Origin of the sequence: Actinacidiphila polyblastidii (assembly GCF_036353415.1) — a bacterium.
Classification (GTDB): Bacteria; Actinomycetota; Actinomycetes; order Streptomycetales; family Streptomycetaceae; genus Actinacidiphila; species Actinacidiphila polyblastidii.
In genome coordinates, this window is sequence record NZ_JAZEWV010000040.1 from 41,798 (window position 1) to 64,272 (window position 22,475).

Annotated in this window: 20 protein-coding genes; 4 read left to right on the forward strand and 16 right to left on the reverse strand. The window is 75.3% G+C overall.

The window, feature by feature from the left end; genetic code table 11:
• Window positions 1-257: 257 nt before the first annotated feature.
• Window positions 258-800 (forward strand): GNAT family N-acetyltransferase, encoded by a 543-nt coding sequence (locus V2S66_RS29825; RefSeq protein WP_330799856.1) that lies wholly within the window; start codon window positions 258-260, stop codon window positions 798-800.
• 81 nt (window positions 801-881) lie between these two features.
• On the opposite strand, the gene V2S66_RS29830 is transcribed toward V2S66_RS29825, so the two are convergent.
• Window positions 882-1,277, reverse strand: coding sequence for a TIGR03618 family F420-dependent PPOX class oxidoreductase (locus tag V2S66_RS29830; protein WP_330799857.1), 396 nt, complete (start codon window positions 1,275-1,277; stop codon window positions 882-884).
• Window positions 1,278-1,444: 167 nt separating this feature from the next.
• Between V2S66_RS29830 and V2S66_RS29835 the strand changes: the two genes are divergently transcribed.
• The 3 genes from V2S66_RS29835 (at window position 1,445) to V2S66_RS29845 (ending at window position 2,869) form a co-directional block, all read left to right on the forward strand.
• On the forward strand, window positions 1,445-1,897 hold the full coding sequence (locus tag V2S66_RS29835; RefSeq protein ID WP_330799858.1) for a winged helix-turn-helix transcriptional regulator: 453 nt from the start codon (window positions 1,445-1,447) through the stop codon (window positions 1,895-1,897).
• A gap of 91 nt (window positions 1,898-1,988) precedes the next feature.
• Entirely contained in the window at window positions 1,989-2,336 is a 348-nt protein-coding gene (locus V2S66_RS29840; RefSeq protein ID WP_330799859.1) for a VOC family protein, read from the forward strand.
• A 65-nt stretch (window positions 2,337-2,401) separates the two neighbouring features.
• On the forward strand, window positions 2,402-2,869 hold the full coding sequence (locus V2S66_RS29845; protein WP_330799860.1) for a hypothetical protein: 468 nt from the start codon (window positions 2,402-2,404) through the stop codon (window positions 2,867-2,869).
• A gap of 231 nt (window positions 2,870-3,100) precedes the next feature.
• Here V2S66_RS29845 and V2S66_RS29850 read toward each other — a convergent pair whose 3' ends face one another.
• The 15 genes from V2S66_RS29850 to V2S66_RS29920 form a co-directional block, all read right to left on the reverse strand.
• A complete protein-coding gene (locus tag V2S66_RS29850; RefSeq protein ID WP_330799861.1) occupies window positions 3,101-4,297 on the reverse strand; it encodes a GDSL-type esterase/lipase family protein in 1,197 nt (398 codons plus the stop codon).
• Window positions 4,298-4,631: 334 nt separating this feature from the next.
• Entirely contained in the window at window positions 4,632-5,165 is a 534-nt protein-coding gene (locus V2S66_RS29855) for a DUF1062 domain-containing protein (RefSeq protein ID WP_413966515.1), read from the reverse strand.
• A 199-nt stretch (window positions 5,166-5,364) separates the two neighbouring features.
• A complete protein-coding gene (locus tag V2S66_RS29860; RefSeq protein ID WP_330799876.1) occupies window positions 5,365-6,150 on the reverse strand; it encodes an ECF transporter S component in 786 nt (261 codons plus the stop codon).
• A 59-nt stretch (window positions 6,151-6,209) separates the two neighbouring features.
• Window positions 6,210-7,895 carry an ABC transporter ATP-binding protein gene (locus V2S66_RS29865; protein ID WP_330799863.1) on the reverse strand — a complete coding sequence of 562 codons (1,686 nt, stop codon included), beginning with the start codon at window positions 7,893-7,895 and terminating at the stop codon, window positions 6,210-6,212.
• Window positions 7,892-9,064: a CbiQ family ECF transporter T component gene (locus V2S66_RS29870; protein WP_330799864.1), complete on the reverse strand. Its 1,173-nt coding sequence runs from the start codon at window positions 9,062-9,064 to the stop codon at window positions 7,892-7,894. The genes V2S66_RS29865 and V2S66_RS29870 overlap by 4 nt, the downstream gene beginning before the upstream one ends.
• Complete coding sequence (locus tag V2S66_RS29875) at window positions 9,061-10,158, reverse strand: hypothetical protein (protein WP_330799865.1); 1,098 nt, start codon at window positions 10,156-10,158, stop codon at window positions 9,061-9,063. The genes V2S66_RS29870 and V2S66_RS29875 overlap by 4 nt, the downstream gene beginning before the upstream one ends.
• Window positions 10,155-13,895, reverse strand: coding sequence for a prenyltransferase/squalene oxidase repeat-containing protein (locus tag V2S66_RS29880; RefSeq protein ID WP_330799866.1), 3,741 nt, complete (start codon window positions 13,893-13,895; stop codon window positions 10,155-10,157). The genes V2S66_RS29875 and V2S66_RS29880 overlap by 4 nt, the downstream gene beginning before the upstream one ends.
• 628 nt (window positions 13,896-14,523) lie before the next feature.
• Complete coding sequence (locus V2S66_RS29885) at window positions 14,524-15,267, reverse strand: YcnI family copper-binding membrane protein (RefSeq protein ID WP_330799867.1); 744 nt, start codon at window positions 15,265-15,267, stop codon at window positions 14,524-14,526.
• 74 nt (window positions 15,268-15,341) lie between these two features.
• Window positions 15,342-15,947, reverse strand: coding sequence for a hypothetical protein (locus V2S66_RS29890; RefSeq protein WP_330799868.1), 606 nt, complete (start codon window positions 15,945-15,947; stop codon window positions 15,342-15,344).
• 114 nt (window positions 15,948-16,061) lie between these two features.
• Window positions 16,062-17,174, reverse strand: a complete 1,113-nt coding sequence (gene nicT, locus V2S66_RS29895) for a Nickel transporter NicT (protein ID WP_413966517.1) — start codon at window positions 17,172-17,174, stop codon at window positions 16,062-16,064.
• A gap of 233 nt (window positions 17,175-17,407) precedes the next feature.
• Window positions 17,408-18,349, reverse strand: a complete 942-nt coding sequence (locus V2S66_RS29900; RefSeq protein ID WP_330799870.1) for an FAD-dependent oxidoreductase — start codon at window positions 18,347-18,349, stop codon at window positions 17,408-17,410.
• A 79-nt stretch (window positions 18,350-18,428) separates the two neighbouring features.
• Window positions 18,429-19,304 carry a metal ABC transporter permease gene (locus tag V2S66_RS29905; protein WP_330799871.1) on the reverse strand — a complete coding sequence of 292 codons (876 nt, stop codon included), beginning with the start codon at window positions 19,302-19,304 and terminating at the stop codon, window positions 18,429-18,431.
• Window positions 19,301-20,287 (reverse strand): metal ABC transporter permease, encoded by a 987-nt coding sequence (locus V2S66_RS29910; protein WP_330799872.1) that lies wholly within the window; start codon window positions 20,285-20,287, stop codon window positions 19,301-19,303. Before V2S66_RS29910 ends, V2S66_RS29905 begins: the two co-directional genes overlap by 4 nt.
• Window positions 20,284-21,225, reverse strand: coding sequence for a metal ABC transporter ATP-binding protein (locus tag V2S66_RS29915; RefSeq protein ID WP_330799873.1), 942 nt, complete (start codon window positions 21,223-21,225; stop codon window positions 20,284-20,286). Before V2S66_RS29915 ends, V2S66_RS29910 begins: the two co-directional genes overlap by 4 nt.
• Window positions 21,226-21,230: 5 nt before the next feature.
• Complete coding sequence (locus V2S66_RS29920) at window positions 21,231-22,244, reverse strand: metal ABC transporter solute-binding protein, Zn/Mn family (RefSeq protein ID WP_330799874.1); 1,014 nt, start codon at window positions 22,242-22,244, stop codon at window positions 21,231-21,233.
• Between the last annotated feature and the right edge of the window lie 231 nt (window positions 22,245-22,475).

The following is a 22,475-nucleotide window of genomic DNA, read 5'->3' on the forward strand; positions in this document are numbered from 1 at the left end:
GCGACCCGGGTCGGTAGCCTCACCGCATGGGAGACGGGGCGTGGTCGCTGAACGTCGTGGACGTCCCCCCGACTCGCCCACCCACGCTGTCCCCAGGCGTGCTCTGCCGGCCGCCGCGCTCGTCCGCCACCTGGCCGGCCGCGGGGCCCGGCCGCCGGCTCCCGGCGGGGCCGCGCACCGCCCGCACCCGTGAGGGACGTGCGGCGCGCTCCCCCGGTTATCCTGGCTCGCCCCGAAGAGACGAGGAAGACTTCACGATGAACAGCGCTGCGCCGTCCTTTCCGGAGCGGATGGAAATCTCCGGGGAGGGTCTCGTCCTTCGTGACTGGACGGAGGAGGATCTGGCGGCGATGCCGGAGCTGTTCGCGCATCCCGACATCGCGTACTGGACCCCGATCGTCTCGCCCTTCGACGAGGCGGCCGCCCGGGCACGGCTGGACCGGGCGCGGCAGCTGCGGGCGGAGGGCAGCGCCGTCCTGCTCGCGATCACCGTCGACGGCGGCGCGCCGCTCGGCGAGGTGATGCTGCGCAGCGCCCCGGAGGGCACGGAGCTGGGCTACGCGGTCGGCCCCGCGCATCGCGGCCAGGGGCTCGCGGCGCGCGCGGTGCGGGTGATGGCCGGGTATGCGTTCGAGCAGCTGGGCGTCGGCCAGGTGATCCTGGAGCTGGAGGCCGAGAACGCGGCGAGCGTCGCCGTGGCGGCCAAGGCAGGGTTCGCGCTGCTCGACGTGCCGCTGATCACGGGCGAGGAGAAGGGGCGGCCCTACGCCCTGCAGACGTGGGGCCTCGACCGCCCCTGAACCCGGCCGCGTCCGGGCGGCGTCCGGGCCGCGGACGCGCGCCGGCCCGCACGCGGCCGCCGGCGCTGCCGGCGGCCGCTCTCAGGAGACTCCCACCGTCTGCCGCTCGGGGGCGATGACCGCGACGATCCGCTCGTCCTCGCGCGGGTAGGGCCGGCCGATGTACTTGTCCGCGAGCCGGTCGATGACCGACCAGCCCTCGTCCCCTTCGAGCCACTCGACGACGCGGCCGCGGATGACGACCGGCCGGAACGGGTCGTCGACCGGCGCGAGCGAGAGCGCGATCCGCGGGTCACGGCGCAGGTTGCGGGCCTTGCGGCTGTCCGGCCCGGTGAGGACCACCAGGCGGTCGTCGCCGTAGGTGCCGATCCACACCGGCACGGCGTGCGGCCCGCCGTCGGGCAGCACACTGGCGAGGTGGGCGATCGAGGTGCCCTCGCACACGCGGCGCACTTCGGGGTCGAGCATCGTGGTCATCTCCTGGCATGGGGTGCGGGCGGAGGTCCAGGGGCCGGCGGGTACGGCGTGGTCGTGCGGGGCATGGTCGGGCAGGGCGCTGACGCGTCTCGGAGTCCCCTCAGGAGACTCCACGAGCCTAACAGCCGGAGTTCCTTGAGGGAACTCCGATTGCTACCCTGGGTTCCATGCAGCGGACCGACTTCAGCAAGATGACCTGCTCGATCGCGCGCACGCTCGACGTCATCGGGGAGCCCTGGTCGCCGCTGATCCTGCGCGACATATGGGTCGGCATCACCCGGTTCGAGCAGCTCATGGCCGACCTGGAGATCTCCCGCAAGGTGCTCACCGAACGGCTGAACCACCTCGTCGGCCACGGCGTGCTGGAGCGCCGCCCGTACGACCGGCGGCCGCGCTACGAGTACGTCCTGACCCGCAAGGGCGCCGAACTCGTCGACCTGCTCATGGTGATGAACGGCTGGGGGAACAAGTGGCTCGCGGGCGAGGCCGGCCCGCCGGTGGTCTACCGCCACCACGCGTGCGGCGAGGTCGGCGCCGTCGATCTGCGCTGCGCCGGCTGTGGCGAGCCGATGCACGCCCACGACGTCGACCCGCTGCCCGGCCCCGGCGCGGCCGGCTGAGCCGCGTACGCTGCGGACGCGTGGGGCCGCCCCGGCCCTCCGCCCGCTCCCGAGGCGCGTCGCGCCTCCCCCTCATGGTCCGGAGTCGTCGATGGCCGTTCGCCGCGTCGTGCCCAACGTCCGGTCGCAAGCCGTGCCGGAGAGCCGGGAGTTCTACTCCCGGCTCGGATTCGAGGAGGTCATGGACCACGGCTGGATCATGACCGTCGCCTCGCCGTCGAGCCCGGCGGCGCAGATCAGCTTCATGGCCGCCGACCGGACCGCGCCCGTCACCCCCGACCTGAGCGTCGAGGTCGACGACGTGGACGCGGCCTACGCGGTCATGCTCGACAGCGGCGCGGAGATCGTGCACCCCTTGCAGGACGAGGAGTGGGGGGTACGCCGCTTCTTCGTCCGCGACCCCAACGGCCAGGTGGTCAACGTGCTGGGCCACCGCTGACGCACCGGCGGATCGGCGGTGGCGGCGGGCTGCGGGCTGCGGGCGGCTGCTGGTAGGAGTCGGGCATGACAGGTGATCTGTGGACGCCCGCGCTGTCGATGGTCGGTGTGACCGTGGGCGGTGCGTTGACGTATCTGACCCAGCGGACGACACAGCGGGCGGCGGACCGGGCCGAGGAGCGGAGAAGGGCCGCGGCGCTGGCGGAGGAGCGACGCGCCGAGCAGATCAGGACGGTGCTGGAGTTCATCCGGTTCGCGCTGGAGGCCGAGGGAGTGGCTCATGCACGGCCCGTCCGTTGGGAGGTCGGCGATGCGTGGTACCGGACGGCCAGGCCGGCGGTGGACGGCCTGCGCATAGCCGAGAACGGCGTCCGGCTGCTGTGCGCGCCCGGCCTCCACCGGCCCGCGGCGGCCTACGCCCGCGCCCTGAACGGGTCGGTCTGGCAGGAGGGGGACGACGAGGCGAGCGTGGCCGAGCGCCTGGAGCCGTTCAAGGCGGAGTTCCTCGCCGTCGCGCGCCGTGCGCTGACCTGACGCCGCAGGCGGCAGGCCGCAGCCGCCAGTCCTTTCCGCGAGCGGCGCGGCGAACAGGCGGACGGCGCGGTCCCCTGTGACGTGCGCGCCGGGAGCGGCGCGTGCTGGTCTGCCCTGGGCCTCCAGCGGCTCTTCGAACGCGGCATCCTCAACGGCTCCCCGAAGGGGTGAACGGCGGCCGCCGGCGCCGGAGACGGCCCGCCGCCGCGGCGACCGGCGCCTCGTACGGCGTCAGGCGCCGCGGCCCGCGGGGGCGCCGGCGAAAGGACCGGCGGCGAACACCAGCTCGGCGAAGCGTTCGCCGATCCGCAGGTGGGCGGCGGTGTCGGGGTGCAGCCGGTCGGGCAGCGGCAGTTCGGCGTGGTCGGCCTCGCCGTACAGCTCGCGGCCGTCGAGGTAGTGGAGGTTCGGGTCGTCGGCCCTGCGCTGCGCGACGATCCGCGCCAGCTCCTCGCGGACGGCGGTGAGGGTCAGCTTCCCGTACGCGCGCTCGGCCGGATCGCCGGTGGCGAGGAAGGCCACCTCTCCGGTCGCGATCGCGTCGAGGTCGAAGCCGGTCGGCCCCGGCGTGTCCTCGTGGATGGGGCACAGCAGCGGCGAGACGACGAGCAGCGGCGTTTCGGGGTGCCCCTCGCGGACGGTGTCGAGGAAGCCGTGCACGGCCGGGCCGAAGGCGCGCAGCCGCAGCAGGTCGGCGTTGACCAGGTTGATGCCGAGTTTGAGGCTGATCAGGTCCGCGGGGATGTCCCGCAGCGCGCGGGCGGTGAACGGGTCGAGCAGCGCACTGCCGCCCAGCCCCAGGTTGATCAGCTCCACGCCGCCGAGGGCGGCCGCGCGCGCCGGCCATGTCGCCGTCGGGCTCGCGGCGTCGGAGCCCTGGCTGATCGAACTGCCGTGGTGCAGCCACACCTTGCGGCCCCGCTCCGGCGCGGGCAGGACCGGAGCGTCGGTGCGCAGGGCGAGCAGTTCGGTGGTCTCGTTGTGCGGCAGCCAGATCTCCACGTCCTTGTCGCCGCCGGGCAGCCCGGTGAAGCGGGACGTGCAGACCGGGCCGGCCGTCGATTCGGCGGTGCCGGCGCCGAGGTCGATGGTGAGGGTGTCGCCGCCGTAGGAGGTCGCCTGTCCCGCCGGCCGGCCGTCGACGAGCAGGTCGTAGACACCGTCAGGACGCGGCGGCGCCCCCGCGTAGACCCGCTTGACGGGCACCGTGTCCAGCTCGACGGCGGTGGCAGCGGTACGGAAGGCCAACCGCACGCCGGCGGGCTGCGACTCGGCCAGCGCGAGCTGCGCGTCCGCGCACTGCGCCAGCGCCCGCGCAGGCAGCCGGTGCGGCAGCACACCGCGCTCGGTGCGCTCCAACTCGACTGCTCCCCGCAGGAGTTCCTCGGTAATGGGCGTGGTGGTCCAGGGCTGCTCTTCGGTGGGCATGGCCTCAGTCTGTTCCTCGGAGTCGTCGGATGGTGCGGACCCGGCTCATGTCGGCGCCCGGATCATGGCAGACCCGCGTCATGTGGGACCGGGCCGGGGCCCGGCGAAGCGCCTGGGCGAGGTCTCCGGGCGGCAGGCCCGGAGCGCCGGCCGCGCCCGCTGCCCGCCGATCCGCCGGCGGCGGGCCCGGGGCACGCCGCCGGGTGAGCACGACGCCGCCGCCGACCGCCTGGGACGACACGCTCAGCCCGTACACCCGTGCGCTGCCGCCCGGTTCGGTGCTCGCTCGGGCCCGCCCGGCGGATCTCGCCGGAGGGGCCCGAACGCGGCACGCTCAGAGCTTGAGCATGAAGGAGAAGCCCGCGGAGACCCTGCCGGTCAGCCGGTGCGCCGACACGAGTTTCCCCTCGCCGATCAGCCGCTCGACCTCGGCACGCGAAAGGCCGAGCCCTTCGGCGATCAACCGGACCGGCCGGACCGGGACGCGCGCCGCGAAGTGCACGGACACCTCCAGGACCTCGACGTCGCGGTGGTCCGGTCCGCCGGCGTCCAGGCGCCAGGCGCCGGACCAGTCCAGGGCGACGGAGTTGCGGCGCCGTACGCCCGGGTCCTGGAGCAACTCGGCGGCCAGGCCGGGATCGTTGGCGTGCGCCCGGTCCAGCAGCCGAGGAGGCACGGCACGCACGTGCACCCGCTCCAGGACGGTGAGCTTCGCCGTATCCCCGCATCCGGCGCAGAGCGCGAGGAGCCAGACGTCGAGGAGCTTGTGGTGCGCGTTGACGCGGAACTTGCCGTGCGCCCGGAAGCGCTCGGACGAGCACGCGTGGCAACGGCGCACGATGAGAGGCAGGCAGGTGGGAACGACCACCCAGACATGTGACACAGGGGTACACCTGTTCGATGAGAAAGACCGCAGCGAAAAGAAGCGCGGCGCCCGGGGGCGACGCGCGACCGAACAGCGCTAGGTGTGTCTCAACAGGTGTACAACGGGCGTCCTTTGCCCAGGCGACAGGTGCGGCTGCACGCTATCGGCGCGCGGCGGCGGGGTTCCACCGGATTACGCGGGCTCAGCCGGCCTTCGGCGCGGGCGGGTCGAAGCGGACCGGGGCGGTGAAGTGGGCCCGGCGGGCGGCGCGGCGGAAGGTGGTGAGGGCGGCGGGACCGGCCAGCAGGATGGCGACGAAGTTGGTGACGGCGCGGCCGGTGTCCCAGCCGAGCGAGGTGGTGGCGTCGAACACCAGGTAGCGGTGCCACTGCTCGGTGAACGGCAGACCGGGCAGGTAGGCGAGGGAGCTGGTGGGGTCGAGGGAGAACGGCCAGAAGGAGAGGTTGAGCAGGAAGCCGAAGAGGTAGCCGGACGCGGAGCCGTAGCCGGCGAGCATGAGGATCTCGGCGCGGCCGCGGGCCCTGGGCAGCAGTCCGGCCAGCATGCCGACGAAGGCGCAGCCGAACATCTGGTACGGCATCCAGGGGCCGACGCCGCCGGTGAGCAGCGCGGAGGCGAACAGCGAGGTGCAGCCGAGGGTGAAGCCGAAACCGGGCCCGAAGACGCGGCCGGCGAGCACCAGCACGAAGAACACCGTCTCGATGCCCGCGGTGCCGGCGCCCAGCGGGCGCAGCGCCGCGTTGACGGCGGACAGCACGCCGAGCATGGCGAGCGCCTTGGCGTCGATGCCGCCGTCGGCGATCTGTGCGACGACGACACCGAGCACGAGCAGCAGCAGCACGCCGAAGATCAGCGGCGGCGCGTAGGAGGCGCCGAGCCGGCCGGGGGCGACGGCGAACGGCCAGAAGAACGCGACGAGTCCGACGAAGGCGGCGAGCACGATCGTCACCGAGGCGGTGGCGTGCACGCGTACGGCGGTGGTCCGCGGTTCGCGGGTCCGGCCCGCGCGGCCGGGGCGCAGCGGGTTCACTGTCCGGCTCCTGCCGTGGCGAGGGCCTGCTCGACCTGGGCGACGGTGAGGTAGGGCAGCGGCGCGAGGATCTTCGCGGTCTGCGGTGCGAACGCCGGCGAGGCCACGATGACGGCGGCGGTCGGGCCGTCGGCCACCACGTCGCCGTCGGCCATCACCACCACCCGGTCCGCGCAGGTCGCCGCGAACTCCACGTCGTGCGTGGAGATCACCACGCTGCGGCCCTCGGCGGCCAGGCCGGCGACGATCCCGGTGAGGGCGCGTTTGGCCTGGTAGTCCAGGCCGCGGGTGGGCTCGTCGAGCAGCACCACGCGGGGCGCGGAGGTGAGCTGGACGGCCAGCACGAGGCAGAGCCGCTGGCCCTCCGACAGGTCGCGGGGGTGGCTGTCCCCGGGGATGCCGGGGGCGAGCCGGTCCAGGATGCCGCGCGCGGTGTCCGGGGCGGCGGCCGACTCCCGGTCGGCCTGGGCGAGTTCGGCGCCGACCGTCTCCAGGTACAGCAGGTCGGTGGGCGTCTGCGGGACGAGCGCGACCTCGCCCGCCTGCGCGGCGGCCGGGGTGCGCCGCCGCAGCAGCCCGCGCGACCCGCCTGCGCGGCGCGGGACGCCCGCGGGCGGCGGGGCGGGCTCGTCGGTCCTGGGGGTGTGGCGGACCGTTCCGCCGTGCCGGGGACCCGCGCCGTGCAGGGCCCACAGCAGGGAGGACTTGCCCGCGCCGTTGCGGCCCATCAGGGCGGTGATCTGCCCGGGGAGCAGGTCGAGGTCGACCGCGCGGACGGCGATCACGTCCCCGTAGCGGACGGTCACGCCGGTGGCGGACAGCAGCGGTGCGCGCGCGGGGACGTCCGGCCTGACCGGCGGCACGGGCAGGCCGCTGAGCGTCTCGCGCAGCCCGGCGGCGGCGCGTCGCGCGTCGCGCACGGACAGCGGGAGCGGGTCCCAGTGCGCGAGGCGCCCGAGGTCCACGACGGGCGGGGCGACGGTGGCGCCGCGGAAGACGTCGGCGGGCGCGCCGTCGGCGACGGTGCCGTCGCCGGGCAGGTGCAGGACGCGGTCGGCGTACTGCACGACGCGTTCCAGCCGGTGTTCGGCCAGCAGGACGGTGACGCCGAGGTCGTGGACCAGGCGGGTGATCGCGGCGAGGACCTCCTCGGCGGCGGTGGGGTCCAGGGCCGAGGTGGGCTCGTCCAGGACCAGCACCCGGGGGTGCGCGGTCAGCACGGAGCCGATGGCGACGCGCTGCTGCTGCCCGCCGGACAGCTCGGCCAGCGCGCGGTGGCGCAGGTCGGCCAGGCCGAGGAGGTCGAGCGTCTCCTCCACCCGCTTGCGCATCACGTCGGGCGGCAGCGCCAGCTGCTCCATGGCGTAGGCCAGCTCCTCCTCGACGGTGTCGGTGACGAAGCCGGCCAGCGGGTCCTGGCCGACGACGCCGACGACGTCGGCGAGTTCACGCGGCGGGTGGTCGGCGGTGTCGCGGCCGTCGACGGTGACCCTGCCGGCCAGGGTGCCGCCGGTGAAGTGCGGCACCAGGCCGTTGACGGCGCCCAGCAGGGTGGACTTGCCCGCGCCGGTCCTGCCGACGACCAGGCACAGCTCGCCCTCCTCGATCTCCAGGTCCACGTCGCGCAGCACGGGCGCGGCGGAACCGGAGTACAGGACGCTGACGTGGTCGAAGCGGATCACAGGGCTGCCTCGTGTGCGGTGGGCGGAGCGGGGGCGGGGGCCGGCTGCGGGGCCGGGGGCGCCGCCGCGGACGCGCCGGCGCGGACCGGCGGCGGGGGCGCGGCGAAGGCGGCTGCACCGGCGAGCAGGATCGCCCCGGCGGGAAGCAGCGGCAGGGAGGGCCAGCGCAGCGGGTACAGCGAGGGGTCGAGGTCGCCGGCGTCGTAGCCCGCGGTCCAGAACAGCAGCACGGCCGCGGCGCAGCCGCCGAGCGCGACGGTCCACTCCGGCAGCCGCCACGGGTCCGGCCGGTAGCTGGTGCGGCGCACCCGGCGCCCGCCGAGCGCGAGGCCCGCGCAGCACAGCAGCGACCCCGCGGCCAGGGCCGGCAGGCCGAGCGCCCGCGGAGTGGTGCCGTCCAGCAGCCCGTACATGCCGGTGCACAGGCCGAGCATGCCGGCGAGCATCAGGGCGGCGGTGGTACGGCGTGACGCGCGGGTGGCGGTGCCGGCCCGCCCGTAGCCGCGGGAGTCCATCGCGGCGGCCAGGTGCAGCGACCGCTCCAGGGCGTCCTCCAGCACCGGGATGACGACGCTGCGCAGGGCCCGCATGCCGGTCGCGGGCGCACGGCGCAGCCGACGGGCCCGGTTGACCCGCTGGACGCTCTCGACGAGTTGCGGGGCGACGCTGAGCGAGACGGTCACCGCGACGCCCAACTCGTACAGCGCGCCGGGCAGGACCCGCAGCGCCCGCTTGGGGTTGGCCAGGGTGTTGGCCGCGCCGATGCAGCAGAGCAGGCACGCCAGCCGCAGCCCGTCGGTCGCCGCGGACAGGGTGGCCTCCAGGGAGACCGGGCCGCCGAGCTGGATGCCCGCGTACCAGGAGGGGGTGGGGATGTGCGGGAGACGGAACATGATGTGGTCGGCCGGTGTGATGCCGCTGGCGAACACGCAGCGGAACACCACGCGGATCGCGACGACGGCCAGCGCCATCCCGAGGTAGTAGCGGAAGCCGCGGGCCCAGGGCGCCTCGGTGCGCCGCTCGGTGACGACCAGGCCGAGGACGGCCAGGACGAGCGCGAGCAGCAGCGGGTTGGTGGTGCGGCTGACGGCGGTGGCCATGCCGATCGCCCACAGCCACCACGCGGCCGGGTGCAGGGCGCGCGGCAGCCGCCTGCCGGATGCGGTCACGGCCGCCCCGCGCCGTGCCGGCGCCGCCTGACCCGCAGGGCGATCCCGGCGCCCGCCACCGCCACCACACCGGCGGTGATCGCGAACGGCACCGCCGAGCCGGTGGAGTGGCCCGCCGCGGCGGTCGGTTCCGCGTCGAGCGCGCAAGGCGTGGCGGGCGTGGCGGACGCGGTTGCTGTGGCGGGCGCGGAGCTGCCGGGTGCGGTCGAAGGCGTGCAGGACGGGGTGGGGGTGGCGCCGCCCTCCGGCGCGCCCGACCCGGTCGAGGGCGCGCCCGAAGGCACTGTGGCGGAGGGGGACGTGGCGGAGGGGGACGCGGGGGTGGACGCGCGCGGCCTCCCGGGGGTCGCCGGAGCCGTCGTGGCGTGGGCGGGACGTGCGGGCGCGGTCGTGTGGCGGGCGGGCGTCCCCCCGCCCGAGCCGCCGCCGGAGGTGCCAGAGCCGCCGCCGGAGCCGCCGCCCGAAGTGCCGGTTCCGCCGGAGCCGCCGGAACTGCCGCCGGTCGGTGCCGTGTTGCGTGCGCGGACGGTGTCCGGGGAGAACGTCGGGCGGCCCTGCGTCCCCGTGGTGTTGGTGGCGCCGAAGGTCCACAGGTCGACGCTGCCGGGCTCGGGGTGGTAGCTCATCGCGCCGAGCTGGCTGTAGGACCAGGAGTTCTGCCCGGGGGCGGCGTGCCAGTACGACCAGTAGGCCGTCGCGGGCGGCGTCAGCACGCAGTGCTCCTGCGCGGACGCGGGGTACTGCTTGCCGCCCTGGTAACCGCCGTAGCCGATACGGCAGATGAACGCCGGTCCGTCGTGCTGGGTGCCGGTGGTCGCCCAACCGCCCTGGTTCAGCAGGGCGTAGCCGGTGGTGGGCGTGGTGCCGCAGGAGCGCAGCAGCGGTCCGCCCCAGTGGCTGAAGTCGACGGCGAGGATCACACCGGAGCTGGTCGTGCACTGTCCCAGTGGGAGCGCCGTGGCCGAGGCGGGCGCGGTCTGGAGGGCCAGGCCCGCGGCCACGGTGACCGCCAGCGCCGCGATCCAGGCGGCGAACCGCGCCGGGCGCCGCGCGGCGCCCCTTGCGGCGCGTGCGGGGGTGAGGTGGCCGATCACTGGTGCCTCCCGTGTGTCGCGGCGCGGCGTCGGGCGGCGAGCAGCACGCCGCCTGCGGCGAGCAGGGCGGCCGCGGCGGCCGCCGCGGTGAGCGCGGTGGTTCCGGTCGCCGCCAGCGAGCCGCCCGGCGAGGAGCCGTTCTCGGTCGAGCCGGCGTCGCCGCCCGACGAGCCGCCGGCCGACGAACCGGCGCCCGACGAACCGGCGCCGCCGGACGGCGGGTTGCCGCCGCTGGGGCTGATCGGTGCGAGCGCGTGCGTGAGGGTCGTCAGCGGGGTGCCGGCCAGCGCCGGCACGGCCTGGGTGGAGGACCGCAGGTCGGAGTCGCCGGCCGCGCCGGTGATCCGGAACCCGCCGTCGGTGTTCTGCGCCGACCGCAGGAACGCCTGCCCGTCGCGGGCCTGCTCGGGACGGACCCGGTCGGTGGCCAGCAGCGCCTGGACCGCCAGGGCGGTGGAGTTGCTGCTGACGCCGGCCGCGCCCTGGTAACCGCCGTTCTTCTGCTGGGCCTTGAGCAGGTAGCCGCGGGCGGCCGCCACCTGGTCGGCGTGGCCGGGCGCGAGGGTCAGCGCCTGGAGGGCGTAGCCGGTGGTGTCCACGTCCGAGGTGCAGTCGGCGGCCGCGGTGACCAGCGTGGAGGAGAATCCGCCGTCGGCGCACTGGAGTTGGAGCAGCCGCTTGACGGCCGCCGGCGGCACGGTCGCGCCGGCCCGGCTCAGCGCGAGGACGCCGAGGGACTGCGAGACGGTGGAGTACGCCTGGGAGAAGTCGCCGGCCGCGGTGCACGCGCCGTCGTCCGTGGCGGCCGTGCACACGTGGCCGGTCAGGGTGGTGATCAGGTCGAAGCCGCCGAAGTGGTGCGGGTCCTGCCCCATCGCCTCGGCGAGCAGCGCCAGCTTGGCGTCCGCTCCGCTGTAGGGGCCGGGGTACGCGGACGTTCCGGCGGGGTCGGCGTAGTCGGCGACGTGTCCGGCGAGGTAGCCGGTGACCTTGGTGAGCGGCTTGTCCTGGCCGCCGGTGGCGGCGAGCGCGAAGGCGAGGTCGGCGCTCAGGCCGTAGTCGGGGCCGTAGGCGTTCGACAGGTGGTCGCCGCCGGCCAGCTGCTTGACCAGGTAGGCGGAGCCCGCGGCGGCCGCCTTCTGGTCGGTGAGGTCGCGCAGCAGGGTGCCGAAGGAGGCTCCGGTGGCGCCGCCGGTGGCCTGGGTGGAGGCCCGCAGGTCCGAGCGGGTGTCGTCGCTGTCGGAGGCGACGCGGAAGCCGCCGTCGCCGTTCTGCTCGTGTGCGAGGAAGGCACGGGCCTTGGCGATCTGCGCCGGGTGGGCGCCGGCGTCCAGGCTGAGGCCCTGGACGGCGAGGGCCGCGGAGTTCACCGAGTCGCCCGCGGCGCCGTGGAAGCCCCCGTCGGCCAGCTGTGCGCCGGCGATCCATGCCGCGCCCTTGCCGACGGCCTCGGCCGCGGCGTCGCCGGGCACCAGGTCGAGGGCCATCATCGCCATCGCCGTGCTGTCGACGTCGCCGTCGTTGCTGCCGGGGATGAGGCTGGGCCAGGAGCCGTCGGCGTTCTGGAGGCTCTCCAGGTAGCCGACCGGTCCTGCCGCGTTCGCCGTGTCGCCGGCCCGCAGTTGGGCGATGACGCCGAGGGACTGCGAGAAGACGGACGTCGCGTAGGCGTAGCCGCCCCTGGCCGCGCAGCCGCCGGAGGCGTCGGCCTTCGTGCACAGCGTGCCGTCCAGCGCGGCGATCAGGTCGTGGCCGCCGTACGAACGGGGGTCGGCGCCGAGGACCTCGGCGGCGACGGCCTCCTTGGCGAGCGAACCGCCCTGCGCGTACGCGCTGCCGATCAGCGTCCAGTCGTCGATGCCGCGGCCGGTGCCGTCCTTGCCGTGCTGGAGGAAGTCGCTGACGCCGGCCAGCGTGTCGTCGGCGCCGCCGGTCGCGGCGAGCGCGAACACGCCGTCGATGGTCAGGCCGAAGTCCGCGAAGCCGGTGTGCCCGCCGGGCGTCGACTCGTAGGAGTGGCCGTCCACGAGGTTGCCGCGGTCGATGAGGTAGCTGACGGCCTTGGCCAGGTCGGGCGACGCGCCCGCCGAGCCGCCGCCGGGGGTGGTCGGGCCGGTGCCGGGCCCGGTGCTGCGCGGGGTGCTCGGCCCGGTGGTCGGAGGCGTCGTCGGCGCGGTGGTCGCGCCGTCGTCGTAGCGCAGGCTGCCGGGATCGGCGCCGGCGGCGGCCGGCAGGGCCGCGGTCGAGGCGTGGAGGTCCGCCGCGCCGCCGGCCGAGCCGTCGGAGGCGAATCCGCCGTCGGCGGTCTGCCGGGCGGCGAGCCAGGAGCGGGCTGCCGCCGCCTCGCCGGTGCGGCCGAGCACGGAGAGCGCCTCGGCGGCCGCGGCCGTGGTGGCGGTGTCGCCGGCGGGTGCGCCGTCGTGGGCGACGTGGCCGCCGTCGTCCGACTGCTGCTTGAGGAGGTAGGTCTGCGCCGTGGCCAGCGCGGCCGCGTACGGTCCGGTGCCGCTCGCGGCGTCGCCGGACAGCCGGTGCAGGGCCAGGACCGCGTCGGCGGTGGTGGCGGGGTCGGAGGCGCACTTCTCGCCGGCCGCGAGCATGGAGCCGGAGAAGCCGCCGTCCGCGCACTGCATGCCGGTCAGCCGGTCGATCGCGGCCTGCGGCACGGTGGCGCCGCCGCGGGCCAGCGCGAGCAGCGCGCGGGCCTGGGTGTCGGGCGAGAAGACGCCGTAGAAGTCGCCCGCCGCGGTGCAGTTGCCGAGGCTGCCGGCCGCGTCGCAGACGTGGTCGGTGAGGTCGGCGAGCAGGTTCCGTCCCGCGGTGGCGGTGGGGTCGCCGCCGAGGATCTCGGTGAGCAGCGCCAGGTTCGCGGCGGCGGCCGGCGCGGGGACGTCGACCGTCGGGTCGGGCAGCAGGTAGTCGCGGGCGTGGGCGGTCAGGTAGGCGTCGATGGCGCGGACGGTGGCGGCGGGTCCGCCGGCCGCGGCCAGCGCGACGGCGGTGTTCGCGGTGGCCGCGTAGTCGGTGGCGGAACCGTCGAACACGTGGTCGCCGTCGGTGAGTCGACCGGAGAGCCACCGCGCGGCGGCGGGCAGGTCGGCGCTCGCGCCGCCGCCCGGCGGGGTCGGCGGCGTGCCGGCCGGGCCGGTGCTCGGCGGGGTCGTCGGGGCGCTCTGGGCGCGGACCGAGGCCGGGGTGAAGGAGGGGCCGCCGGTGCTCCCGCCGAGGTCGGTGGGGCCGAAGACCCACGCCTCGACCTCGCCGTCGCCGGGGTGGTCGCTGGGTGCGCCGAGCGGGCTGTACGTCCAGGTGTCCTGCCCGGCGGGCGCGATCCAGTACGACCAGTAGGCGCCGGCCGGCGGGGTCAGCACGCACCCCTCGTCGGCGGCGGTGGGGTACGCGGCCCCGCCGTCGAAGCCGGCGTTGCCGATCCGGCAGATGAAGCCGGACCCGTCGTGGACGGTGCCGGTGGTGGTGAATCCGGCGGTGTGCAGCAGGTCCAAGCCGGTGGTGGGGTGGGCGTCGCAGCCGCGCAGCACCGGGCCGTGCCAGTGGCCGTAGTCGACCGCGACGACGGCTCCGCTGGTGGCGGTGCACGCGTCGAGGGGGTCGGCGTGCGCCGCCGCGGCGATCGGCAGCAGCCCGGCGGCCGTGCCCGCGACGGCCAGCGCTCCGGCCGTGAACAGGGCGAGGACGCGCGGCCGTCTGGGACGTCGGCGCTGGGCGGTACGAAGCACGGGTGGCCCCCCGGGTCGGCCGGCGGGGAGGGCGGGCCGCGGAGGTCGGACAGCCGTGCGCGTGCGGGCCGCCTGTCTTCCGCGCCGTAGTCCTCGACGGCGATGGTGACGTGGTGTCCAGCGCAGGTGGTCCGGCTCGCCCACCGGTGCGGTGGGCCCACGGTTGCGGGTCAGCGCCGGAATCGGACCGGCTTCCCCTGGTTGCTGAATCGGAAATGCGGTTCATCGCACCACGTCGTCCGGGGCGCCGTCAATGTGGCGGCACGTCAGCTTCGCCACGCGGGTCCGTCCCTTACGCGACGAGCCGGCGCCGGTCGTGGACGACGGCGCCGGCTCGCCGAAGGTCTGCCCGGTGCCCGTCACCGCGACCGGCACGGCCACCACGCCAGGCGCCGTCCTCCACGCCGCGCAGACCTTCGCCACGCCCACCGGCGCACCGGAGCCGGTGGGACGTCGAGCCTCGACGGCTCGGCCCTGACGACCGCGCCCCTCGGCGCCACCATGTGCAGGCGCTGCGGCAGCTGACCCGGCAGGGACCGTACGCACCGGGGCGGCCGTCGGACGCGGCGGCCGCCCCGGTGCTCGGCGAGCGGTGAGCGGTGAGCGCTAAGTGGTCAGCGGTCAGCGGTCAGCCGCGGGTCGCGCGGCTCCGCGCGAGCGCCGCCAGCGCCCCGGCCAGGGCGAGGGCGGCGACCACCAGCGCGGCGATGCCGAGGCCGCGCGCCGCGGAGTCGCTGCCGGAGGCGCTGTCCGCCGTCGCGGCGGGGGTGCTCGGCGCGGCGGGGGTGGCGGGCTCCGGCGACGGCGTGCCTGCGGCGGTGAGCGTGAGCACCGGCGCGGGGTGCTCGGGTTCGTCCTGGCCCGGCTGGGCCTGGTCGATCCAGCGGACCACGGTGCCGTCGGAGTAGGTCTGGAGCGCCTTGAACTCCAGGCTGCCGGTGTCGTCGGGGAGTTGGCCGAAGGCGACGTCGAAGTCCTGGTACTGGCCGGGCCGGATCCTCCCCCCGGTCCAGCTGACCTCGGACACGGCCTCGGTGATCGTCCCGTCGTCGGTGGTGATCGGCGTCTTGAGCTGGACGGTGGTGACCTTCGACGTCCAGCCGGCGACCGGGCCGACCAGGACGCCCGGGATGGGGTGGTCGGTGGGGAGGAACACCTGCACCCGGGTGGTGTCGGCGTGGTCCTCCTCGTCGGGCACCCGGAAGGTGAGGGTGCCGTCGGCGGCGCCCTTGGCGTAGCTGTCGGGGTGCACGGTGACGTGCGCGGAGGCCGGGCCGACGGCGGCGAGGAGCCCGCCGCCGGCGAGAACGGCGACGACGGCGGTCCTGCGCAGGGCACGTAGGACGAAGTGGCGCGGTGACGTGAGGGGCATGGCGGCAGACTCCGTACGGTCGATGAGGGCGTGGCGGAGTGCGCCGGCCGCCGGGGCGGCTCGCGCACGGGGGGTCAGGACCAGCGGAGCGAGGGCGGGCCGCGGCGCGTCACCAGGTGCCGGAGGAGGAGGTGCCCCTCGATGCGCGTCGCCCGCTCCCGCCGGACCGGGCGCACGGACGGCGGGCCGCTCGCCCTCGCCGGGCCGGTGCGCCACCAGGCGGCCGGAGCGGGAACGAGGGCGGCGGCCCGGCGCAGCAGCGCCCACACGGCCGCCTCGCCGCGCCGCAGCCACCAGGAGGCGGTCAGCGCCGCCGTCAGATGCGCAGCCGTCGCGTGGAGGGCCGTCGTATGAAGGGCCGTCGCGTGCGCGGCGGGATACGGCGCCGGCCCGCCCGGCATCCCCGGCATGCTCCACGCCGCCGGTCGGAAGCAGGCGGCGTCGAAGCCGACGTGCAGGCCCGCCTGCGCGGTGAGCATCGCGGCGCCGATACCCGGCAGCGACCGCTCCCGGCCGCACAGCACGCAGCACGGCGCGAGCACCGCGAGCCATCCCAGGACGTCGGCTCGCAGCGGTGGCATCGACCCCATCGCGAGCCCGTGCCCGAAGGCAGCGAGCAGCACGCACAGCACGGCGAACAGCGCTGCGCGCGAGACCCGTACGCCCGGCGACGCCCTCATGGTGCCGGGATCTTCCCACAACCGCGCTCGCGCCGGGGGGTGTTGCCCCATGGCCGCACGCCGGCCGGGCCCCCTCCGGGGCCGGCCCGGGGGTACCGGTCGGGTGCCCGAGGGTCAGTCGGCCTCCACCGTGCGCGGCGCCAGGTCGGCGGACCACTTCTCCTCGATCCGGCCGTACCGCCAGACCAGGAGGGCGATGAGCCAGGAGGCGAAGAACAGGCCGACGATGCCGTAGCCGGCGTAGTCGAGGTTGATCGAGGCGATCGACGCGAGCGGTCCCGAGGTGATGTCGGCCTGGTCGGCGAGCACGCCGATCAGCTCGATGCTGCCGATGATCAGGGCGACGGCCACCGAGATGGCCGTGATGGTGATGTTGTAGAAGACCTTGCGGACCGGCTTGGCGAACGCCCAGCCGTAGGCCGCGTTCATGAACACCCCGTCCAGGGTGTCCATCAGGCACATGCCCCCCGCGAACAGGATGGGCAGGACGAGGATCGAGTAGAACGGCAGGCTGAACGCGGCGGCGCCGCCGGCCAGGACGAGCAGGCCGACCTCGGTGGCGGTGTCGAAGCCGAGTCCGAACAGGACGCCGATGGGGTAGATGTTCCACGGCTTGCGGACCGACTTGGTCAGGCCGTTGAGGAACCGGTTCATGAACCCGCGCTTGTTGAGCTGCTCCTCCAGTTCCTGCTCGTCGAAGTCGCCGCTGCGCATCCGGCGGAAGATCTTGATGATGCCGACGAGGACGGCGAGGTTGAGGATGCCGAGGATCCACAGGAACACCCCGGAGACCGAGGCTCCGATGACGCCGGTCGCGGAGTGGAGGGTGGAGTCGTCGTCCTCGACCTGCCCGACGAGCGCCTTCACGCCGACCGAGAGCAGGAACGACAGCGCGAAGACGATCGTGGAGTGGCCGAGGGAGAACCAGAAGCCGACCGACAGCGGCCGGCGGCCCGGCTCCTCGCCCTTCGCCTCACGCTCGACGTTGTCGGTCAGGAGCTTGCGGGTGGCGTTGTCGACGGCGGCGATGTGGTCGGCGTCGAAGGCGTGCCGCAGGCCGAAGGTGTAGGCCAGGATGCCGACGCCGACGTTGAAGACCGGGTGGTCGCCGCCGAGGTGGTAGTGCTTCGGGGCGACGAGGCCGAACAGCACGCCGAACCCGACGACGTGGAGCAGCACGATGAAGCCGAGCATCCCGCCGAGCGATCTGCGGTCCTCGCGGCTCAGCGATCGCCGGAAGGCGCCCAGACGTTCGCCCAGCGACGGTTGTGCGGACACGTCGGCACTCACGATGTCTCTCCCCAAGGTGCGCCCATCAGCGAAAACAGCAAAGAGACTAGTCCGCGGCCGGGTCTTATCGCAAGAAGGTCGCAACAGCGAGGCCGTTGCGGAGAGGGTATCGCCGGGGGTGTCAGGGCGTCCGCGACGGCGCGGCGGACACGCGGCCGAACCTGTGTCCGCTACCTGTCGCTGCCGCTCCCGCCCGCCGTCGGCACGTCCTGCCGGGCGTAGTAGGCGCGCAGGGCCGCCTCGGCGCCGGAGCCGGTCGCGGCCATGATGCGCTGGAAGCGGGGCGAGCGCAGGTCGCCGGCGGTCAGGACGCGGGGGTGTTGGAGGGACGGCGGGCAGTAGCCGGCGCCGTCGGTGACGAGGGCGCCCGCGGGAGGTGCGGGCGCGCTGCCGAGGTTGAGGTAGGCGGACCCCGCGGTGCGGGCGCCGCGCCGGCCGCCGCGGTCCGTCCACTCGACGGTGAACCGCCCGTCGCCGCCGGCCCGTACGAGGAGGCTCGTCACGGGCAGCAGCTCCACGCGCCGGTCGTCGCGGACCTCGTCGGCCTTGTGGTCGTCGCCCGGCGGGTACGCGACCAGCACCGCCGACTCCAGCGCGGGATGCGCCCGCAGGAACGTACCGAGCGGACGGTCGGCCCCGAGGACCAGGAGCGGGCCCGGCCGGTCGCCATCCGCTTCGGCGCCCCAGAGCGTGGGAACGGCCGCGCCGTCGGCGACCGTCAGCCACGGCGCGTCCGCGACGGGCAGCGGGCCCGCTCCGGTCGCCACGACCGCGTACGGGGCGAGCAGCCTGCGGCCGGTGTCGAGGGTCACGGCGGTGTACTCCTCGAAGGCGTCGATCCTGGTGGCACGCACGCCGAGCAGGGCCTCGCAGCGCCCACTGCGCTCCAGGTCGCCGGCGATGGCCGCGGCCAGCTCCGGGCCGCTGGAGTGGCCGCCGACGACGTTGCCGACGACCCTGATGTGCCGCAGCTTCGCGCACAGGGCGTCCGCCTCGACCACGAGGGAGCGCGTGCCGACGCTCGCGGCCATCAGGGCCGCCGCGCATCCGGCCGGGCCTCCGCCGACGATGATCAGATCGGTGCTGACGTCCGAGGGTGCGGTCGCTGCCATGGGTCCATTGCAGCACCGCGGGCCCGCAGCCGCGGCTGTGCCCGAGGCCCGGGTCCGGGCGGAGTACGGGGCCGCGGCGTCAACCGGCGGCCGCGCGGGCGCGGCGGCCGCCGGCCGGGACGAAGGTGGCGGCGTAGACGGCGGTGGCCGCGGCGACGATGGCGAAGCTCGGCGGCAACCGCGGGACGGCGCAGCTCAGGCCGAGGCCGGCCCACATCTCGGCGACGGCCAGGCCCGCGGACAGCAGCAGGGCCGCGTAGGGCCGGGCGGTCATCCGCTGGGCGGCGCCCGCGGGGGCGGCGAGCAGGCCGAGGATCAGCAGCGATCCGACCGCCTGGGTGGCCTCGGCCGCGCACGCGCCGATCAGCGCCAGGAAGACGAGGCCCAGCAGCCTGACCGGCACCCCGCGGGCGGCGGCCACCGCCTCGTCGACCGACGCGAACAGCAGCGGACGGGCGACGACTCCCACCGCGACGCAGATCCCCGCACCGACGAGCGCCGCGGTCACCGCCTGCCCGGCGGACAGGCCGAAGATCGAGCCGAACAGCACGCCCACACCGGCGTTGCCGTTCCCGGCGCTGCGCGAGGTGGTGTAGAGGGTGAGGAAGAACGCGCCGAGGCCGAGGACCCACGAGAAAAGGTTGCCGATCGCCACGTCGTCGGCCCGCCCGCGCTTTCCGACCACGCCGAGCAGCAGCGCCACGCCGATCGTGGCCGCGTACAGGCCGATCCGCAGTTCGACGCCGAGCGCGAGCGCCGCCAGGGCGCCGGTGAACGCGACGTGGCTGAGTGCGTCGCCGGTGAACACCTGGGCGCGCAGCACCAGGAAGTACCCGACCAGGCCGGCCGCCGCGGCGATGCCGGTGCCGGCCAGCAGGGCGTGCTGGAAGAAGGGATGGCCGAGGGCGGGCGCCCAGCCGGGCGCCGCCAGCACGGCGTCCGCGGCGGAGGTCATGCGCGGCCTCCATCCGCAGGCGTGGGCGCAGGTGCGGGCACAGGCGCAGGTGCGGGCACAGGCGCGGGTGCGGGCACAGGCGCAGGAGTGGGAGCGGTCCGCGGCAGCCGGTCGGCGATGGGCCCGGCGAGGCGGGCCGCCAGGTAGCCGGCGAAGGCGAGGGTGGTCACCCAGAAGCCGACCGGATAGGGCGAGTAGTAGGCGACGGTCAGTCCGAGCCAGGTCACCGCGACGGCGAGCAGCACCGACAGGGCCAGCCCCCGTGCGGGCCGGGCGGTGAGCGCCTGGGCGGTGGCCGCGGGCATCACCAGCAGCGCGAAGACCAGCAGCGTGCCGGTGATCTGGCTGGTCCCGGCCGCCGCGGCGCCCAGCAGGACGAGGAACGCCGTGGACAGCAGCCGGACCGGCACGCCGCGGGCGGCGGCCACGTCCGGGTCCACCGAGGCGAAGAGCAGGGGCCGGCCGATGAGCGCCAGCAGCCCGAGCACCGCGACCGCGACCGCCAGCAGCACCCGCACCTGGAGCGTCGTGATGCCCAGGAAGCTGCCGAAGAGCAGCGAGGTCGTGCCGCCGAGCAGCCCCTTGTACAGGGCGGTGAACAGGAACCCGCAGGCCAGCAGGAACGCCTGGACCGTGCCGGTCAGGGCCGACTCCTGGACGCCGCCGTCCCGGCCGCCGCGCGGGACGGCGGCGATGACGAGCGCGGCGGCGACGCAGAAGGCGAAGTAGCCGTAGGTCGCGCCGACCCCGACGAGGACGGCGCCGGCGGCGCCCGGGAAGCCGACGACGGCCAGGGTGTGCCCGGCGAAGCTCTGCCGGCGCAGCACCATGAACCACCCCGTCACCCCGGCGACCACCGCGACGATCGTGCCCGCGCGGAAGGCGTTGACCATGAAGGGGTACGACCACATCTCCCGCACGTCGGACAGCAGGTTCCAGGACCAGCCCGCGGAGCCGTCGGCCAGGACGGTCAGCGACGTCACGACCGCCCGCCTCCCTGTTCGGTGCGCTGCCCGGTGCGCTGCCCGGTGTGGCGGTCGGCGTGGTGCGCCGGGGCCTCCGGCTGGCCGACCACCACCAGCCGTCCGTCGGAGGTGCTCAGCACCTCGACCGGGGTGCGGTACAGGCGGGTGAGCGTCTCGGAGGTGATGACCTCGGCGGGCGTGCCGCAGACCGCGCCGCCCTCGGCGAGGTACACCACCCGGTCCAGCCGGGACAGGATCGGGTTGACGTCGTGGGCGACCATCACGACGGTGACGCCCTCCTCGCGGCAGATCCGCCCGATCAGGGCGGCGACCGCGGCCTGGTTCGGCAGGTCGAGGCTGTCCAGCGGCTCGTCGAGCAGCAGCAGCTCCGGCCGCCGGACGAGCGCCTGGGCGATCAGCAGCCGCTGCTGCTCACCGCCGGAGCACTGTCCGATCGGTCGCCGGGCGTACGCCGACGCGCCGACCAGCTCGACCACCTCCTCGACGCGCCTGCGCGCCGCCTTCCGGCCGGCGGTCCACGGCGCGGGGAGGCCCCAGCGGTCGCCGTCCCAGCCGAGCCCGACGACGTCGAGGCCGCGCATCCGCAGCGAGGGGTCGAAGCTGCGCCGCTGCGGGAGGTAGCCGACCCGCTCCCCCGCCCGGCCGGGCGGCCGGTCCAGCACCCGCAGGCCGCCTTCCGCGGGCAGCACCCCCAGCAGCGCCTTGACCAGGGTGGACTTGCCCACCCCGTTCGGCCCCAGCACGGCCACGAACTCGCCCGCACCGACCTCCAGGTCCACGCCGGACCACAGGACGCGTCCGCCCACGCGCACCGAGGCGTCGCGGAGCGAGACCACCGAGCGCGGCGCTGACGACTGGGACGGCTGGGACGCCTCGGACGGCGCTCCGGGTGGGTGGGTGGCCGCCGCGCGGGCGGCCCGTGCCGCAGGGCGCACCGTGCTCACTTCCCGGTGGCCTTCGCCAGCGCCTGCTTCAGGCCCCGCAGTTCGCGGACCTGCCACTGCTGGAACGACGCGCCGGCCGGGGTGAGCGTCTCGGTCACCGTCGCGACGGGGATGCCCGCCGCCTCGGCCTCGCCGACCTGCCGCTGGATGTCGGGGGTGGCGTTCTGGCTGTTGTAGACGTAGACCTTGATCTGCTTGTCCCTGATCTGCCGGTCGATCAGCGACGTGTCGTGCGCCGTGGGATCGGTGCCCTCGCTGATCGCGCTCAGGAACGAGTAGGGGGTCAGCATCCTCAACCCCAGCCCGTCGGCGAGCGGGCTGACGATGGACTCCGAGGCGCCGATCGGGGTGCCCGCGTACGCCGCCCTGATCGCGGAGATCAGCCGGTCGTACGGGGCCAGGGTGCGTGTCTCGAAGGTGTTCCTGAGCCGGTCGAAGTCGGCGGCGTCGGCCGGGTCGATCCTCTTGTAGTCGGCGCTGATCCGCTCGATGACCTGGTGGACGTCGGCCGGCGAGTACCAGCGATGCGGATTGCCGCCCGGTTCGACGCCCACCAGGCCGCCGACCTCGAGAGCGGTGCGGCCGGCGGCGGGGTTGGCGGAGAGCAGTTTGCCCGCCCAGCCGTCGTAGCCGACGCCGTTGACGATCGCGTACCGCGCGCCGGCGACCGTACGCGCGTCGGAGGCGGTCGGCTCGTAGTCGTGCGGGTCCGCCTCGGGGTTGTCGATGATGCTGGTGACCTCGGTGTGGCTGCCGCCGAGCTGGCTCGCGATGCTCCCCCAGAAGTTCTCCGCGGCCACCACCTTGATGGTCCTGTGGCCCCCCGCGCCGCCGGAGGAGGCGGCCGGCTTCCCGTCGTCCGAGGCGCCGGAGGAGCCCGGCGCGGACGACGTCGAGCAGGCGGCCAGGGGCGCGGCGGCGAGCAGGGCGGCGACGCAGAGGGCGGCCGCCCGCAGCGGGCGGCGGACGGGGGGACGGGGGACCGCGGGACGGGACGGGACGGCCTTCATGACGCGGGGACTCCTTGACCGGGCCGGACCGCGAGGCGGGGACCGGCGCCGAGGGCTGGATGGACTGGCTCGCGGTCCCCACGCTAAATGGAAACGACTTTCAACTCCACCATCGAGATGTCGGATATGAAAATCGTTGCCATTCCTTGACCCGGGAGGGAGCGACGCGGGGTACGCGCGGCCACCTGACCGGCGAACGGCGGGGGGCCGCCCCCCCCCCGCCGGGGGGGG

Coding starts and splice junctions, on each gene's coding strand:
- V2S66_RS29830 (WP_330799857.1), bottom strand. CDS start 1,277: ATGACCACGATGCTCGACCCCGAAGTGCGCCGCGTGTGCGAGGGCACC.
- V2S66_RS29850 (WP_330799861.1), bottom strand. CDS start 4,297: ATGCCCACCGAAGAGCAGCCCTGGACCACCACGCCCATTACCGAGGAA.
- V2S66_RS29900 (WP_330799870.1), bottom strand. CDS start 18,349: ATGGCAGCGACCGCACCCTCGGACGTCAGCACCGATCTGATCATCGTC.
- V2S66_RS29885 (WP_330799867.1), bottom strand. CDS start 15,267: ATGCCCCTCACGTCACCGCGCCACTTCGTCCTACGTGCCCTGCGCAGG.
- V2S66_RS29835 (WP_330799858.1), top strand. CDS start 1,445: ATGCAGCGGACCGACTTCAGCAAGATGACCTGCTCGATCGCGCGCACG.
- V2S66_RS29825 (WP_330799856.1), top strand. CDS start 258: ATGAACAGCGCTGCGCCGTCCTTTCCGGAGCGGATGGAAATCTCCGGG.
- V2S66_RS29920 (WP_330799874.1), bottom strand. CDS start 22,244: ATGAAGGCCGTCCCGTCCCGTCCCGCGGTCCCCCGTCCCCCCGTCCGC.
- V2S66_RS29840 (WP_330799859.1), top strand. CDS start 1,989: ATGGCCGTTCGCCGCGTCGTGCCCAACGTCCGGTCGCAAGCCGTGCCG.
- V2S66_RS29845 (WP_330799860.1), top strand. CDS start 2,402: ATGACAGGTGATCTGTGGACGCCCGCGCTGTCGATGGTCGGTGTGACC.
- V2S66_RS29890 (WP_330799868.1), bottom strand. CDS start 15,947: ATGAGGGCGTCGCCGGGCGTACGGGTCTCGCGCGCAGCGCTGTTCGCC.
- V2S66_RS29905 (WP_330799871.1), bottom strand. CDS start 19,304: ATGACCTCCGCCGCGGACGCCGTGCTGGCGGCGCCCGGCTGGGCGCCC.